The 15,107-nt window shown below is 33.6% G+C and carries 8 protein-coding genes; 7 read left to right on the top strand and 1 reads right to left on the bottom strand.

The window, feature by feature from the left end; all coding sequences use genetic code 11:
- Positions 1-62 precede the first annotated feature (62 nt).
- Entirely contained in the window at positions 63-1,748 is a 1,686-nt protein-coding gene (gene gldJ, locus ACODSB_RS00395; RefSeq protein ID WP_180856381.1) for a gliding motility lipoprotein GldJ, read from the top strand.
- Positions 1,749-1,848: 100 nt separating this feature from the next.
- Positions 1,849-3,135: a UDP-N-acetylmuramoyl-tripeptide--D-alanyl-D-alanine ligase gene (locus tag ACODSB_RS00390; RefSeq protein ID WP_488935607.1), complete on the top strand. Its 1,287-nt coding sequence runs from the start codon at positions 1,849-1,851 to the stop codon at positions 3,133-3,135.
- A gap of 36 nt (positions 3,136-3,171) precedes the next feature.
- On the opposite strand, the gene ACODSB_RS00385 is transcribed toward ACODSB_RS00390, so the two are convergent.
- Positions 3,172-6,042 (bottom strand): triple tyrosine motif-containing protein, encoded by a 2,871-nt coding sequence (locus ACODSB_RS00385; RefSeq protein WP_488935606.1) that lies wholly within the window; start codon positions 6,040-6,042, stop codon positions 3,172-3,174.
- Positions 6,043-6,387: 345 nt separating this feature from the next.
- Between ACODSB_RS00385 and ACODSB_RS00380 the strand changes: the two genes are divergently transcribed.
- The 5 genes from ACODSB_RS00380 (at position 6,388) to ACODSB_RS00360 (ending at position 15,083) form a co-directional block, all read left to right on the top strand.
- Positions 6,388-9,498: a SusC/RagA family TonB-linked outer membrane protein gene (locus ACODSB_RS00380; protein ID WP_256636859.1), complete on the top strand. Its 3,111-nt coding sequence runs from the start codon at positions 6,388-6,390 to the stop codon at positions 9,496-9,498.
- Positions 9,499-9,508: 10 nt separating this feature from the next.
- On the top strand, positions 9,509-11,023 hold the full coding sequence (locus ACODSB_RS00375; protein ID WP_056207999.1) for a RagB/SusD family nutrient uptake outer membrane protein: 1,515 nt from the start codon (positions 9,509-9,511) through the stop codon (positions 11,021-11,023).
- Between the two features lie 35 nt (positions 11,024-11,058).
- Entirely contained in the window at positions 11,059-11,934 is an 876-nt protein-coding gene (locus ACODSB_RS00370) for a hypothetical protein (protein ID WP_180856323.1), read from the top strand.
- 133 nt (positions 11,935-12,067) lie between these two features.
- Positions 12,068-13,522, top strand: a complete 1,455-nt coding sequence (locus tag ACODSB_RS00365; RefSeq protein ID WP_488935605.1) for a glycoside hydrolase family 30 protein — start codon at positions 12,068-12,070, stop codon at positions 13,520-13,522.
- A gap of 91 nt (positions 13,523-13,613) precedes the next feature.
- Complete coding sequence (locus ACODSB_RS00360; protein WP_488935729.1) at positions 13,614-15,083, top strand: glycoside hydrolase family 30 protein; 1,470 nt, start codon at positions 13,614-13,616, stop codon at positions 15,081-15,083.
- The last annotated feature ends 24 nt before the right edge of the window (positions 15,084-15,107 follow it).

Genomic DNA, 15,107 nt, shown 5'->3' with positions numbered 1-15,107 from the left:
TGTTGCTAATTAAATGTTAATTATTATATTGCAGCACCTAAATTTATCACCTAAGAATGAGTATGAAAGTAAACAAAATTGTAGTCTTGCAATTAATGATGTCAATGGTATTGATGTTGGGCACGGCTAGTTGTAGCAAAAAATCGAGTTCGAGTCACGCTTCTAGAGCAACAGGCTGGGATGTAGATAGTCAGAACGGAACAGCTGCTAGAAATGCTGGGAAAAAACAACAAGCTGGACCTGGTTTAGTTTTTGTTGAAGGAGGTACGTTTACAATGGGTAAAGTACAGGATGATGTTATGCACGATTGGAATAACACGCCAACTCAACAGCACGTTCAATCATTCTATATGGATGAAACTGAAGTTACGAATGGTATGTACTTAGAGTACCTTGAGTGGTTGAAAAAAGTTTTTCCTCCAACAGAAGAAAATTACAAAAATATTTACGAAGGAGCATCGCCAGATACTTTAGTTTGGAGAAATCGTTTAGGTTATAACGAAACGATGACTAATAACTATTTAAGACATCCTTCTTATGCTGACTATCCTGTAGTTGGTGTTAACTGGATTCAGGCTGTTGAATTTAGTAAATGGAGAACAGACCGTGTAAACGAGGCTGTTTTAGAAAAAAACGGATATCTTAAAAAAGGAGCTAAAACACAAGATGTTAGTGCAGAAAGCTTATTTAATACAGAAACTTACTTGGCTTCTCCAACTACTACTTATGGTGGAAACGAAGAGTTAGTTTTAAAGAAAAACCCAGCTGGAAAAAGACCAAAAGCAGGAAAAGATGGTGTTGTACCTGAAGAGCATAATGTTTATGCACAACGTTCTTCTGGTGTAATTTTACCAGAATACAGACTTCCTACCGAAGCAGAATGGGAATATGCTGCTGCTGCTGATGTTGGACAAAGAGAATATAACATCTACAAAGGACAAAAGAAATATCCTTGGTCTGGAGATTATACTCGTTCAGCAAAACGTAAAAACAAAGGTGATCAATTGGCTAACTTTAAACAAGGAAACGGTGATTACGGTGGAATTGCTGGTTGGTCTGATGATGGTGCTGATATTACAAATAAGGTAAAAAGCTATGCTGCAAATGATTTCGGATTATACGATATGGCAGGAAACGTAGCAGAATGGGTTGCCGATGTTTACAGACCTATTATTGATAATGAAGCAAATGATTTTAACTACTACAGAGGAAATCAATATGCTAAAAACAAAATTGGTAAAGATGGTAAAATTGAAATTGTTTCGACTGCTTCAATTAAATACGATACTTTAAGTAACGGTAAAGTGATTGCAAGAAACCTTCCTGGAGAAATTGCTCAGGTTCCGGTTGATGAACAAGAAACTTACTTAAGACAAAATTTCAGTACAAGCGATAACATCAACTATAGAGACGGAGATAAACAATCTTCAAGATTCTTTGACTTTGGAGAGTCTGAGTCTGGACCTAAACCTGATCAGGCAATGTACAATTCTCCTAAACATAACGTAACAGTTGATAGTTTAGGTAAAATGATTAGAAAATATGATAACTCTAGTAAACGTACTACTTTAATCGATGATAAAGTAAGAGTTTACAAAGGAGGATCTTGGAGAGATAGAGCTTACTGGTTAGATCCAGCTCAAAGAAGATATTTTCCTCAGGATATGGCAACTGATTACATTGGATTTAGATGTGCAATGTCTAGAGTAGGTGCTAAAACTGAAAGAAGAAAATCACCAAGAAACTAAAGTTTAAAAAACTCAATAAAAAAATTCCAAATTCCATACTGAAATATTCAGATTTTGGAATTTGGAATTTTTTTATTTTTATAATTTTAAAGTGTTATAAATGAATATTCAGGAAATTCATAACTTGTTTTTGAAATGCAGGTCTCTTTCAATTGATACTCGAAAAATTGAAAAAGATTCTATGTTTTTTGCTATAAAAGGCGAAAATTTTGATGCAAATACTTTTGCTAAACAAGCGCTTGATTTAGGTGCTTTATATGTTGTTATTGACAACGAATCTTATTTTATTGATGAGAGAACGATCTTGGTAAATAATAGCTTAGAAACGCTTCAGGAACTTGCAAAATTTCATCGTGCCTATTTAAAACTGCCTATTATTGCGCTTACAGGAAGTAATGGAAAAACGACGACAAAAGAATTGATAAATGCTGTTTTGTGTCAAAAATTTAAAACTAAAGCGACTATTGGGAATTTAAATAATCATATTGGAGTTCCTTTAACATTGCTTTCTTTTACAAAAGAAACAGAAATTGGAATTGTTGAAATGGGAGCAAATCACAAAAAAGAAATCGAATTTTTGTGTGAAATCGCCCAGCCTGATTTTGGTTATATAACTAATTTCGGGAAAGCCCATTTAGAAGGTTTTGGAGGTGTTCAAGGTGTTATTGAAGGGAAAAGCGAAATGTATCAATACTTAGCAAAAAACAATAAAATTGCTTTTGTTAATCTTGAAGATGCTATTCAAATTGAAAAATCAAATGGCATAAAATCCTTCACTTTCGGAATAAATAAAGAAAACGCAGATCTAAAAATTAAAGACATAAAGGCAAATCCTTTTGTGGTGATTGACTATAATGATTTTGTAGTAGAATCGCATTTAATTGGACTTTATAACGCAAATAATATTAATGCCGCTACAGCAATTGGAAGATACTTTAAAGTAGAAGATACTTCGATAAAATATGGAATAGAAAATTATATTCCTGAAAATAACAGATCTCAATTGCTGAATAAAGGTTCTAACCAAATTATTTTGGATGCTTACAATGCAAACCCAAGTAGTATGGCGGTTGCAATTGCGAATTTTCTTCAATTAGAGAATGAAAATAAAATTATGATTCTGGGGGATATGTTTGAGTTGGGAGAAGAAAGTCCTCAGGAACATAAACTGATTGTAGATTCTTTAGTGAATCAAAAAGAATCACTTTGTTATTTGATTGGAAAATCATTCTATGAAAATAAAATTTCAAGCGATACGATTCAATTTTTTGAAACTTTTGATGCTTTTGCAGATTATCTAAAAAGTATTCAATTTAAAGATAATACTATCTTGATAAAAGGATCGAGAGGAATGGCTCTCGAGAGAACTTTAGAATATATTTCTTAAACATAAAAAGGCCTTCTATTACAGAAGGCCTTTTATTTATATACTCATTAAAAAACCAATTAGGTTTTCCTTTTTATTTAATCCGAGTTTTTTTCTCAAACGATAACGGGCTAATTCTACTCCTCCGGTTGAAATATTCATAATTTCGGCAATTTCTTTGGTAGACATATTCATTAATAAATAAGTCGATAAATCGAGTTCACGAGGTGAAATTGTTGGATATTTTTCCTTTAAACGTTTTAAAAACTCAAAGTGAACATTCTTGATGTGTTTTTCTAGATCTTTCCAGCTTTTATCTGTATTTACCTCTTTTACAATGCTCTTGTTTAGTTTGCTGACTTGGAACTTAGTGGAGTCGTCCAATGCTTCGACATCAATTTCTTTCAATTTATGAATAATTCCGTTTAGAATTTTATTCTTTTTTACTACTTGTAATGAGTTGTTGACTAATTCCTTGTCTTTTGCTAAAATCTTAATTTGCAGTTTATCGTTTTTTAATTTTTCGATTTCTTTTTCAAGATCATATTGTTCCTGTCTAATTCTGGATTCTTTTTCAAGATAAAGTCTTCGCTGTTCAATAGTTTCGTAATATTTATTCTTTCTAATTTTCATTTTAATTCGACTGGAAATTACATAAATGGCAATTATTAATAGAATAAAATATAGCATAAAAGCCAGAAAGTGCCTGTACCAGGGCGGAGAAATAGTAAAAGATATTGTTGACGGTTCAGATTGAACTCCATAACTGTTTCGCACTTTTACATTCATCACATAATCGCCTTCACGAAGGTTTGTATACTCCTTAATTGAAATAGTTGACCAGTTGCTCCACTTTTCGTCAAAAGGCTCTAATTGATAAGAAAACTGCACGTTTTCAAGGTTCTCGTATGTTGGAGAAGAAAAAGTAAAACGAACATGATTAGACGAATAAGGAATTCGGATGTTTTCACTCTTGTTTTGATTGTTTCCAAGGATTATTGTATCACCCGGAAATGAAAAGCTGCGAACGAATGCTTTTGGCTTCGTTACAAAATTGTTTAAAAGCTCAGAATCGTAATGCGCTAAACCATCTGTTAATCCTATAAAAATATTTTTAGAGTCAATCGTATTTACCGAAAGATAATTAGTAACCAAATTACCGGTTAGGTTAGAAAATGGTGCAACAATGTTTTTATAATTATTGTTTTGCTTCATTAAAACCCCTAATGACTCATCATAGGCATACCAAAGATTGGATTGTGAATCTTCACTTAATGCATTTATAACCGGAATATTTTTAAAAAGACTGGTTAGTTTTTTGTCTTCATAAAATATTTCCTGTTCTGAAGAATATTTATAAAAATGATTATTGGTTTGGAAGTATATTTTACCGTCAATTTTTTGAATACTTCCTATGTTTTTAAACTGAGGTGTTAAGTGATCAATTTTTTTGATGCTTGAAAACCTTGCTAAATCCTCACTTAAAGTCATTTTATAGATAGATTCGTCTTTTTTAAGCCATAAATAAGATTGGTCCAGCTCAAAACTATTTGATGATTTATCAAATCCTGCGACTTGATTTTTAAATGAAAGTCCGTTTGCTGTTTTTTGAAAAATGGCAAATCCGTCATAATTGGAGCCAATATAAAACCCTGGATGACTTGGGATTTTCTTAAATCCAAAATATCCTTTTGAATCTATAATATTGGTAACTTTTCCCCCTTTAATTATTAATGCCCCTCTGTTATTGGCACAAATTAATTCATCGTCGATAACTTGTACATTCCATGATTGGGCTGTTGTTCCTTCAACAAGTTTAAAAACATCTTCTTTAAAACTATTATTCCAGGCATGATAAAAAACACCCTGATTGGTTGCAACATATAAATTGCCCTGATGAACAACTGATGCATAAACGGTGCTAATGTCATAACTAAACCCAAAATAGGTAAAAGGAGAACTTTCGTTAACATAAGTAATACCATTATCCAGTCCAAGCCAAAGATTGTTTTTGTTGTCGATAAACGAAGTTAAAACCGTGTTGTTTTGAAGGCCTTTTTTTCTATTAATATGCTGAATGATCTTACCGTCAAAATCGCAGATAGCAATTCCATCCAAAACCGAATTTAAAACAATGAATTTATTGTTTATGAGAACACCTCCAAGTGAATTGTTTCGTTTTACAAAATTATTAGCTTCAGTATTCCATGGTGTTAAGGTGTTATTTTCGTAAATAAATAAGCCTTTTTCTAATGTAATAATTAAAATTTTGTTTTTACCTATAGAATACATTGCCCAAACCTCAGTATTATTTAAGCTTGTAGTGTTTGGCAGTGCGTAAAGTTTTCCATTTTTATATTCCAGAATCCCTTTTTCTTCATCTTGAAAATAAAGCTTGTTATTTACTACAAACGAGAATTGAAAACGTTTTGGAGCTTTTAATATTGATAATTTTCCTTTTTTAAAGATATAAGCCCTGGCAAAAGATTGAAAAACAATTTGATTATCGATGGAATGAATTTTCCATATAAAATCAATGATTTTGATTTTATTCTTATCTACTTTTTTGGAAAGTGATGTGTATTTAAGTTTTCCTTTATTATCTGGCTTAAAATATCCAAATTCATTATAACCTCCCACAAATATTTTTCCTGAATTGTCAATTTTTAAACATCGTACAGAAGTTAAATTTGGCAACGGATATTTTCTCCATGAAGAACCGTCAAATTGTAAAAGACCATTATTGTTGGCGAAATATAAATTTCCATTCTTATCCTGATCAATATTCCAGTTTTGTGTTCCTCCTTTGTATTCATTACGCTTGTAATTTCTTACATCCGGTAATCCGATGTTTTTAACCTGCCCAAAAAAGGTGATTGTGAATAATGTAAAAAAAGTAATATAAAAATATGATATTGTTAATTTCATTAATTATTCGATTTAATTTGTTTTTTAGATTCTAAGTTGTTTGTTTTTAGGTATTTAAGAATGTTTTTTCTGTACTATCACGTTGTAGAAAAGCATTTCGTTCATAAAAATAAGCAATCTTATATAATTGTAGTGTTTATTTTTTCAATTAACATTTTCATAACATCTTATTTTTTGTTTTTAAATATCACTATATTAGATATTTATAAAAAAAATGATGTGTTTTTGTAATGTATAAAATTTTAGTTTGATGTGTTTTTGTAATGAAATTTAAATGTTGATAGTAAAAAAATAACATTATTATTGCATCAAATTACTAATTAATTAACCAAAATTTTTAGAAAAATGAAATTAACAAAATTACTTATTTTTTGTGTTTCGTCTTTATTATTCTCGGTTATAGCTGTGGCTCAGGATGTCACAGTAAATGGAATGATAAACGATGAAAGTGGAATGCCGGTTCCGGGCGCAACAGTTGTCCTAAAAGGTACAACAAAGTCGACCGCATCAGATTTTGATGGGAAATTCCAAATACAAGTACCTTCAAACGGAGTTTTGACAGTTACTTTTATAGGATACACTACAGTAACTGAAGCTGTAAACGGAAGAACAAAAATTACAATTCAATTAAAACCAGAATCACAAACATTAAATGAGGTTGTGGTAGTTGGTTACGGTACTCAAAAGAAAGCAGTAGTTACAGGTGCAATTTCAAGTGTAAAAGCTGCAGATTTAGAGAAAGTACCAAATGGTAGAGTTGAACAGGCTTTACAAGGTCGTGTTGCGGGTGTAACAATCGCTTCCAGTTCAGGTCAGCCGGGTTCAGGATCTACAATCCGTGTACGTGGTATTACAACGTTTGGTGACGGTGGAAATAACCCACTTTGGGTTGTTGACGGTAACGTTGTTGATGCTGGTGGAATTGGTTACCTAAATCAATCAGACATCGAGTCTATCGAGGTGCTTAAAGATGCTGCTTCTGCTGCAATCTATGGTACACGTGCTGCAACAGGGGTTATTTTAGTTACTACTAAAAAAGGCAAGGCAGGTAAAATTACAGTAAACTATAATGGTTTTGCTGGTGTATCTTCTCCAGCAAAAAAATTAGATTTATTGAATGCTACAGAGTATGCTACAATAATGAACGAAAAATCAGTTGCTGATGGCGGAGGGATTCTTTACTCTAATCCAGCTGCATTTGGAAAAGGAACAAACTGGCAAGATGCTATTTTTAATGACAGTGCTTTCAGATACACACACGAATTAAGTATTAGTGGTGGTGGAGAATTTTCTACTTTCTATGCTTCATTTGGTATTCAGGATCAAGAAGGTATTGTTGCTACAGAAATTTCTAATTATACTAAAAAGAATTTCCGTTTAAACTCTACTCACAAGATTTCTAAATATTTCACATTTGGACAAACTTTTGGTTATACAAGACAAAAGACTGTTGGAATTGGAAATACAAACAGTGAGTTTGGGGGGCCTTTAAGCTCTGCTATCAACTTAGATCCATTAACTCCACTTGTAGTTACTGATCCAACTGTTGCAAATTCAGCTCCATATTCTACAAACCCTGTAGTTCGTGATGCTAACGGAAATCCTTATGGAATTTCAAGTGTAGTTGGTCAGGAGATGACAAACCCACTTGGATACATCCAAACAAGATTAGGAAGATATGGATGGTCTGATGATTTCGTTGGAAATGCTTATTTAGAAGCTGCTATTACTCCACATTTAAAAATTAGATCTACACTTGGTGGTAAACTTTCTTATTGGGGAGACCAAGGATTTACTCCTGTATACTTCTTAAGTTCAAACGTGAATGTTCTTAAAAACAGTTATTATCAAAATAACAATAAATCATTCAACTGGAATATTGAAAACGTTCTTACTTACTCTAACAAATTTGGAGATCATAACTTAAGCGTTTTAGCTGGACAAGGATCTTATGTTGATAATATTGGTGGATACGTTGGAGCTACAATGTTTGGTTTACCTGTTACAAGCTATAAAGATGCATCTTTCAAATTTGATATCCCACAAGCTGACAGAAACAGTGCTACAGATGATTTTATTCAACACAAAGTAACCTCTTTATTTGGTCGTATAAACTACGATTATATGGAGAAATATCTTTTTACCGGAGTTATTCGTCGTGATGGATCTACTCGTTTTGGAGAAAATCATAAATTTGGAGTTTTCCCATCATTCTCTTTAGGATGGGTTGTTTCAAAAGAAGGTTTCTGGAAAGAAAATAATGCTGTAAATTCATTAAAACTTAGAGGAGGTTATGGAATTGTAGGTAATGACCAGGTTGCTGATTTTAGATATATTTCATTAGTATCTGGAGGTTATAACTATTCTTTTGGAAATGCTGGTTCAATCACAACAGGTTATGCTAACGTAACTCTTGATAACCCTGATTTGAAATGGGAAGAGACTTCTCAGGCAAGTATTGGTCTTGATGCAAGAGTATTTAATGATTTCACAGTAACATTAGATTTCTACAAAAAGAAAACAACAGGTATCTTAAGACCAGTTGTAATTCCTGGATATGTTGGAGTTGCTGAGCAGCCATGGGCTAACGTTGCTGATATGAACAACAGCGGTATTGAATTTGAATTAGGTTGGAAGAAAAAACTTGGTGATTTTAATTTAGGTGTTAACGGAAACGTGGCTTACTTGAAAAATGAAATTACTTACGTAGGAAAAGATAATGACTTTATTATTGGAGATGCTTCTTTCCAATCTATGGGACCTGTTACAAGAACTCAAGTTGGTCATTCATATAATGAATTCTATGGATACAAAACTGCAGGTATTTTCCAAAACCAAGCAGAGATTAACGCTTATAAAAATGGTGCGGGTGGTTTAATCCAGCCAAATGCAAAACCAGGGGATTTCCGTTGGGTTGATAACAATGGTGACGGATCTATTTCTGATGCAGATAAACAATTCTTAGGAACAAGTATTCCTAAATACACTTTCGGTTTAACATTAAACTTAGATTACAAAGGATTTGATTTTATGACATTCGTTCAAGGTGCTGCTGGAAGCAAAATCTTCCAAGGATTACGCAGATTAGATATCTTGAATGCTAACTATCAAACAGAAGCATTAGGTCGTTGGACAGGAGAAGGAACTTCAAATGATTACCCAAGACTTGCTAATAATGATGGTAATGGTAACTTCAGCAAAATGTCTGATTTTTATTTAGAAAGCGGTGATTATGCTCGTTTGAAAATAGTTCAGGTAGGATATACTCTTCCAGTTGATCTTTCTTCTAAAATTGGGGCAGACAGAATTCGTTTCTACTTAACTGGTGAGAACTTATACACTATTACAAAATATACAGGATATGATCCAGAAATTGGAGGTCAGGTATTTGGTGTAGATAGAGGTGTTTATCCACAAGCAAGAACTTTTATGCTTGGAGCGAACGTACAATTTTAATAATTAAAGAATGATGAAAAATAAATTTAAATATATATACGCTGTTGTAGCTTTGGCAGCTTTAGCAGGATCTTGTTCAGAAGATTTCGTGAGCGTTGACCCAAAGGGATCTTTCCTATCAACTAGTTACTACAAAGACGAACAGCAAGCTACTGCTGCTCTTGTTGGGGTTTACGATCCATTAAGAAAAAATACTGGAGGTTTTGAAAACTTGGTTGCTATGCTAAATGCCGGTTCAGATGATTTCTATGCTGGTGGTGGTGGAGCTTCAGATGGTCAGGGAATTCAAAATTTTTCAACTCACTCATTAACTTCATTAATTATTCCTGGAAGTTTCTGGAATGATCATTATCAAGGTGTTTACAGAGCAAACGTTTTGTTATCAAAAATGTCTGGAGTTAATATGTCAGATGCATTAAAAGTTAGATTCACAGGTGAAGCTAAAGCTTTAAGAGCATTATACTATTTCAACTTAGTTAGAATGTTTAAGAATATTCCATTAATCTTGGAACCGCTTACAACATCAACTATGTTAAATGTTGAGCAATCAGCTCCAACTGCTGTTTATGCTCAAATCGAAAAAGATTTAGTGGAAGCTATTCCAGCTTTACCTACTAGTGTAGATGCTGCTACAGGATCAGGTCGTTTAACAAGAGGAGCTGCTCAGGCATTACTTGGAAAAGTTTATTTATATGATGGGAAAAATGCAGAAGCTGCTGCAATTCTTGCTCAAGTAAATGGTACACCAGGACAAGCTAACCAATATGGAAATAAATTACTTGCTAAGTTTAGTGATTTATGGGTTGTAGCTAACAAATTTAATTCAGAATCACTTCTTGAAGTATCTCATACTAGCGCTGGAAACTCTGATTGGGGATTCTGGGGGTCTGGAAGAGACGAAGGAAACTCATTAAACGTAATGGTTGGACCTAGAGGTTATTCTAGACCAGCAAATTCTAATGCAGCAGACCTTCCTTCTGGATGGAGTTTTAGTGTTCCAACACAAAAACTATACGATGCAATGAAAACTGATCCTAGATTTGACGCAACTATTTTTGACTTAAAAGCGTTAAAAGCTGCAGGTAAAGCTGATTATATTCCAGGTTACCAAGACACAGGTTATTTCTTGAACAAATTTTTACCAAGAAAAACTGACGTTCGTACGGGTGGTGGAGCTGCTGAGTTGAACTACAAACAAAACTCTTATGTTATCAGATTAGCAGATACTTATTTATTAGAAGCTGAAGCATTAGGTGCTACAGGTGCTAGAGCACAAGCTTTACTTGATGCAGTAAGAGCGAGAGTTGGCCTTGCTTCAATTCCGGTAACATTAGCTGCTATCAAAAATGAAAGAAGAATGGAGCTTGCAGGTGAAGGACACAGATTCTTCGACTTAGTAAGATGGGGTGATGCTGCTACTGCTTTATCTGACAGAGGATTCAATGCTGGGACAGATGAAATTTTCCCAATTCCTTACGTAGAATTAACAGGGACTAAATTAAAACAAAACCCTAACTACGAATAACAAAAAAAACTATCTAACCAAAAACCAAAAAGAAAATGAACCTAAGTATAATTTTAAAAAGAAGTGCTTACCTAATGCTTGCGATAGCATTAGGTTCGCTTACAGGCTGTGATGATGATCCGGCTAATAACGGTTTAACAGCTACAAATGTTGATGCTGCTTTTACAATTGCTCCTGTTGCGGGAAAAGTAAATACTTATCTTTTAACTGCTCAGGAAAATGGAGTAATTTCATCAAAATGGGATATTGGATATGGACCTTATATGGGTAAAATGGAAGAAGAAGTTGTTTTACCAGATGCCGGTACTTATACTGTAACTCATACAGCTATTGCTGCTGGAGGTGCTACATCTAAAGTTTCTCATGATATTGTAGTTGCAGCTTCAGATCCTGCTAAACCTAATTTAGTTAGAGGAGGATTCTTTAATAACGCAGCTGATATAGCTCAATGGTCATCAGCAAAATTAAGCGCTACTGGTGCTGCATTTTGGTCATTTAATTCGGGAACTGCAACAATTCATTCTCCAGGAGGATGGGCACAAGAAGGAATTTATCAAGCAATTGATGTTGTAAAAGATAAAGAATATACAATTGATATGCTTGTTTCTTGTCCAAGTGGATCTGATGAAACGTGGTTTGAAGTATATGCTGGGAAATCTGTACCTAAAGATGGTGTCGAATATAAAGATAACAAAGTAATGGGTCTGAGCACTTGGGATGGCTGCGCAAAAGGAGCTTTTACAGGAAGGCTTTCTTCAGTTGGCTGTGTTAAAAATGACGGAACAGCTTCTGTTTCAAATGTTGTAAAATTTGATACTACAGGTAAAATCTATCTACTAATTCGTTCTGGTGGTAATACTTTCACAAAAGATGGAATTACTGTGAGCAGAATCGAAATGAGAGGAAAATAAAAGTTTAAGTTAAGTTTAAGTTTGGTTGTAAATAGCCCATAATCATTATGAGTATGGGCTATTTTTAAATCCTAAGCAATCAGAGAACGAGTTTCTGAAAACTTCTTTTAGAATTAAAAAATCAAAGAAAAGAATGAAAAAAAATACTTTAAAGTTTCTGTGCTTTTTGTTTACAGTCACCGCTCTTGCACAGCAGACAAAAGCAAAGAAAGAATTTACAACCAACGGGAAAAAGATAACGGTTTACACTACTGCCGAAAATTCAAAACTGAGATTAACATCAACAGATAATTTGACTTTTTCAGCATCAAAACAGCCTCTTGAAACGGAGATCTCTGTTTTTGTAGAACCGTCTAAAAAGTTTCAAACATTTATGGGAATTGGAGGTGCCATTACTGACGCAAGTGCCGAAATTTTTGCTAAACTTTCAAAAGAGAAACAAACAGAATTCTTAAATGCCTATTACGATAAACAAAAAGGAATTGGCTATTCTTTGCTAAGAACCACGATCCAAAGTTCTGATTTTAGCAGTGGAAGCTACTCTTATATCAAAGAAGGAGATAAAGATTTAAAAACGTTTACTATTGAACACGATAGACAATTTCGTATTCCGTTAATCAAACAGGCAATCCAGACTGCAGGAGGAAAATTATTGACTTATGTTGCCCCTTGGTCTCCAAACGCTTTCATGAAAAGCAACGGAAACGTATTAAAAGGAGGAACATTATTACCAGAATATTATCAAACCTGGGCAAACTTTTATGTCAAGTTTATAAAAGAATATGAAAAAGAAGGAATTCCAATTTGGGGAACTTCAACTCAAAATGAGCCAATGGCTGTTCAAACTTGGGAATCTTGTATTTACACAGCAGAAGCTGAAAGAGATTTCATTAAAAACTTCCTAGGGCCAACTTTGAAAAAAGAAAAACTTGGAGATAAAAAAATCATCGTTTGGGATCACAATCGTGACCTGATGAATTACAGAGCAAACGTAATTTACTCTGACCCTGAAGCCGCAAAATATGTTTGGGGAATGGGTTTTCACTGGTATGAAAACTGGTCAGGAGGAGACTCAATGTTTGACAATGTTGCAAAAGTAAATGAAGCATATCCAGACAAAAAACTATTGTTTACAGAAGGATGTGTAGAAAAATTCGATGCTGCAAAATATCAGTTTTGGGGTAATGGAGAACGTTACGGAATTTCTATGATTAACGATTTCAATAACGGAACCGTTGGATGGACAGACTGGAACATTCTTTTAGATCAAAACGGAGGACCTAATCATGTTGGAAATTTCTGTTTTGCACCAATTCATGCAGACACAACAACAGGTGAGTTAATTTACACACCCTCTTACTATTACATAGGGCATTTTTCAAAATTCATTCGACTAAATGCAAAAAGAGTTAGTTCTGCAGTAAGCAGAAGCGGTTTGTTAAGTACATCATTTTTAAATACAGATGGTACAATGGCAACAATTGTAATGAACAAAACAGATAAAGAAATTACATATAATTTGATAATAGCAGCAGAAAAATCAGTAGTTAAAATTCCTGCACACGCTATACAAACGCTTGTTTATTAATATTTTTTGAGTTAACAGAAGAGGGCTGATTTGAATCATCCAATTCAGCCCTCAATTTTTAACTTGAAATAAAATGTTTTTTGAAGTAACAATGAAAACCATCAATAGAATCTTATTAGTTTTAATAATAATTTTGCAAGTAAGTTGTTCAACATCAAAAACTGCAAACGGATCAGCTGTTTCTGCATCCAAAACAAATAAAAAAATTACGGTTTACACTACAGCCGAAAATACCAATTTGAGATTATCATTATCAGATAATCTAATTTCAAATTCTACTGCACAACAAACAAAATCAACGGTATCAATTTCTTTAGATGCCTATAAAACAGATCAGACTTTCCTAGGAATTGGTGGCGCAATTACAGACGCAAGTGCTGAAGTTTATGCAAAGCTATCTCCAAAAAAACAACAAGAATTCCTAACCGCTTATTACGATAAAAATAAAGGAATAGGATATACTTTAGCCAGAACAAATATTCATAGCTGCGATTTTAGCAGTGACAGTTATACATATGTTGCAGAGGGTGATAAAGATTTAAAAACCTTCAACATTGATCACGATCGAAAATATAGAATTCCATTAATAAAAAGTGCAATCGAAACTGCCGGCGGGAAATTAACGTTATTTGTTAGTCCATGGAGTCCCCCAGCTTTCATGAAAGACAATAATGATATTTTGCACGGCGGCGTTTTGTTGCCAGAGTTTGCACAATCATGGGCAAATTATTATGTTAAATTTATAAGAGCTTACGAAAAAGAAGGAATTCCTGTTTGGGGGTTAACCATTCAAAATGAGCCAATGGCAAAACAAAGATGGGAATCTTGTATCTATACTCCGGAAGCCGAAAGAGATTTCCTGAAAAACTTTCTGGGACCAACTTTAGAGAAAGAAGGATTAAATTCTAAGAACGTTATAATCTGGGATCACAATCGCGGAGATATGTTAACCAAAAGAGCCAATCTTGTTTTTTCAGATCCTGCAGTTTCAAAATATGCATGGGGAATTGGGTTTCATTGGTACGAAACATGGAACGGCGGTACACCTAAATTTGAATCAGTAGGTGAAGTACACGAAGCTTTTCCAAATAAAAATTTACTTTTTACAGAAGGTTGTATCGAAAAATTTGACGCTTCAAGATTTCAGTTTTGGGGAAATGCAGAACGATACGGACTTAATATGATCAACGATTTTAATAACGGAACCGTTGGATGGACAGACTGGAATATTCTTCTGGATCAAAACGGAGGCCCAAATCATGTTGGGAATTTCTGTTTTTCACCAATTCATGCTGATATTACAAAAGATGAATTAATCTATACGCCGATGTATTATTACATAGGGCATCTTTCAAAATTTATTCGCCCAAATGCGAAAAGAATAATACAGACAATAAGCGATAAAAAATTAATAAGCACATCTTTTAAAAATTCTGATAATAAAATAGTAACCATTGTCATGAATCAATCAGATAATGAGATTATTTACACCCTAATAAACCACAATTCACAAAATACTATAACTATCCCGGCACACGCAATACAAACTATTGTATACTAAGTGCTGCACTAAAAAACAATCAAA

This window comes from Flavobacterium sp. FG68 (assembly GCF_057808895.1).
Note: the sequence above shows the minus strand (reverse complement) of the source record. Positions and strands in the feature narration are given on the sequence as shown.

Bases quoted from the DNA above. Each gene is read 5' to 3' on its own strand.
- gldJ (WP_180856381.1), top strand. From the start codon at position 63: ATGAAAGTAAACAAAATTGTAGTCTTGCAATTAATGATGTCAATGGTA.
- ACODSB_RS00390 (WP_488935607.1), top strand. From the start codon at position 1,849: ATGAATATTCAGGAAATTCATAACTTGTTTTTGAAATGCAGGTCTCTT.
- ACODSB_RS00385 (WP_488935606.1), bottom strand. From the start codon at position 6,042: ATGAAATTAACAATATCATATTTTTATATTACTTTTTTTACATTATTC.
- ACODSB_RS00380 (WP_256636859.1), top strand. From the start codon at position 6,388: ATGAAATTAACAAAATTACTTATTTTTTGTGTTTCGTCTTTATTATTC.
- ACODSB_RS00375 (WP_056207999.1), top strand. From the start codon at position 9,509: ATGATGAAAAATAAATTTAAATATATATACGCTGTTGTAGCTTTGGCA.
- ACODSB_RS00370 (WP_180856323.1), top strand. From the start codon at position 11,059: ATGAACCTAAGTATAATTTTAAAAAGAAGTGCTTACCTAATGCTTGCG.
- ACODSB_RS00365 (WP_488935605.1), top strand. From the start codon at position 12,068: ATGAAAAAAAATACTTTAAAGTTTCTGTGCTTTTTGTTTACAGTCACC.
- ACODSB_RS00360 (WP_488935729.1), top strand. From the start codon at position 13,614: ATGAAAACCATCAATAGAATCTTATTAGTTTTAATAATAATTTTGCAA.